Annotated in this window: 3 protein-coding genes; all 3 read left to right on the top strand. The window is 27.1% G+C overall.

Annotated elements, in window-relative coordinates; translation table 11 throughout:
• A partial coding sequence (locus tag CI949_RS19810) for a hypothetical protein (protein WP_290769635.1) occupies window positions 1–314 on the top strand: 314 nt, incomplete at its 5' end.
• On the top strand, window positions 314–1453 hold the full coding sequence (locus CI949_RS19805) for a glycosyltransferase (RefSeq protein ID WP_290769632.1): 1140 nt from the start codon (window positions 314–316) through the stop codon (window positions 1451–1453). The genes CI949_RS19810 and CI949_RS19805, both read left to right, overlap by 1 nt.
• Window positions 1454–1476: 23 nt before the next feature.
• Window positions 1477–2495: glycosyltransferase family 4 protein (locus CI949_RS19800; protein WP_290769629.1), on the top strand; the 1019-nt coding region annotated here is incomplete at its 3' end.

Raw genomic sequence — 2495 nt, 5'->3', positions numbered from 1 at the left:
CAGGAGTACTGCTTAACTTTGATGATGGTTTACAACTTTCTTTTGTTGATGTAGATAACTTTAAGCAGGTAATTTATTTAAGTGAAAAAAGAATTATAAGAAATTTAGCTAAGTTTAATGCACATAGTTATTCAGGGCTTGCTAAAATGGATGGGAAAAAATTAAACCATGAAGATAGAAAACTTTTTTTGCATTATATTTTGAAATTATATAAAAATCGAGACTTTAATAATATAGATCAAAACATTAAAAATGAAACCCTGAATATTCTAAAAAAATGGGATAAAGATAACTTATTTAAGAGGTGTAATTAGTGAATATTGTATATGTATATGGTCGTGATTGGCCAAGTGAAAAAGCTGGTATAAGCTTCTCTACTTATACGGGTTATGGAATTGCAGAAAATGGTGATGAGAATAATGTGGATATGATATTTGCTAGAAATACTGATCAAGATACAGGAAAAGTATTATCTGATTATTTTGGAATAAAGCCATTAAATAATTTCAAAATACATTTAATGAATAATAAGACTGCTTTTAGTAAAACAACAAAATTTTATTTTCAAGCATTTAATAAGATAAGAAAGTTAAATAAACTTAAAGGTGTGGATGTAATTATAAGTCGTACAGTAAAATTTTTGCCATTCATGTACTTACTTAAAAAAATATATAATATTAAGGTTATTTATGAGGCACATAGTTTTTATCTTGATCCAGAACTTAAAAATGAATATGACCGTAAAAAAGAATATATTTATCAAAAATATTTTTTGCCGAAATTTGATGGTATTGTATGCCATCAAACTCCAATAAGGAAATTATATCAAAAATACTTACCAAATCAAAATTATTCTACAATTACCTATGGGATTAAGCAGTTACAGCGTGAGAATAATATTTGGAAAAATCAATATATAGGATATGTGGGTTCTTTATATCATAATAAAGGAGTAATTGATTTGTTTAAAGCCTTTAAAAATTTAGATACAGATTTAAAGCTTCTAATAATTGGAGGCAGAAAAAAAAGAATAAATAAATTTGTTGATTTGGCAAAAGAATTAAATATAGAAGATAGAGTTGAAATTACTGGTTGGGTAGATAGGAGTGAAGTTGATTTTTATTTAAAAAGTGTAAAAATTGGGGTTGTACCTGTTCAAGATACTTTTCATGGTAGGTATTTAACCTGTCCTACAAAAATCTTTAATTATTTTTCTCATGGGATCCCAATAGTGGGAAGTGACTTACCCACAGTAAAAGAGGTAGTTACTGAAGATTGTGGTGTTTTTTATAAAAATGGAAATGTTAAAGATTTAGAATCTGCCTTAAAAAAAGTTTTAAGTTCTAAAGATGATTTTTATAAATATTCAAATAATATTATGGATAGGTCTAAAAACCTATTTTTTAAGGATAGAGGTAAGAAATTTATTGACTTCATTAATCAAGTCTCATAATTAATTAAAGCAGGAGAAAAATTATGAAAATAGCATTAATACATAAAAAATATACTACTCATGGTGGAACGGAAAGATATATGGTTGGTTTATCAAAATTTTTAGTTAAAAAGGGACATGAGGTGCATGTTATAACTGGAAATATTGATGAGAGTTCTAAATCAGAAGGGATTACTTATCATCTTGTTCCTGCCTGGGGAAAACATTTAGGAATAGATAAACATATATTTGCTCAATCTGCAAAAAGAGAAGTAAAAAAACATAATTTTGATATAATCCAGAGTTTTTCTCGACTTGGATTTGGAGATGTAATTAGGATTGGCGGAGGTTGTCATCAGATTTTTTTAGATAAATATTTATCCAGTCTAGAAAATCCGTTGTATAAATTCAAAAAAAAGTTTGAATATAAGTTATCTCTTCAGGATTTTTTTACTCGTTATTATGAAGCTGAAGATTTTAAAAAGGGTAACTACAAAAAAATAGTCGCGGTTTCTCAAATGGTTAAAGATGATATTATTAAAATATATGATGTTCCCGAAAATGATATTATAGTTAATCATAATGGTGTAGATATAGAAAAATTTAATCCAAATAATAAAAATAAATTTTCTCAAGAAATCAGAAATAAACATGATTTAAGTGAAAATGATTATGTCTTATTATTTTTAGGAACTGGGTTTAAAAGAAAAGGACTCAAGTATGTATTAGAGTCACTTAAAAATACAAAAAGTGCTAAACTTCTGATAGTAGGTAAGGGTGACATAGATAAGTTCAAATCTAAAGCAAAAGAGTTATCTGTTTTAGACAGATGCAGATTTATTGGTCCTGTAAGAGAAGTTGAAAAGTATTATGCGGCTGCAGATGTTTTTGTATTCCCATCAATATATGATCCCTGTGCCAATGTTACTTTAGAGGCAATGGCTTCTGGTTTGCCTGTTATAACTACTGTAGATAATGGTGCATCTGGAGTGATTGAAAATAAAAAAAATGGATATATTTTAGATAGGCCTGATAATATAAAAAAAATGGTTGAATATATAAA

Source organism: Halanaerobium sp., assembly GCF_003070835.1.
This window is presented reverse-complemented; position numbering and strand designations above follow the sequence as displayed.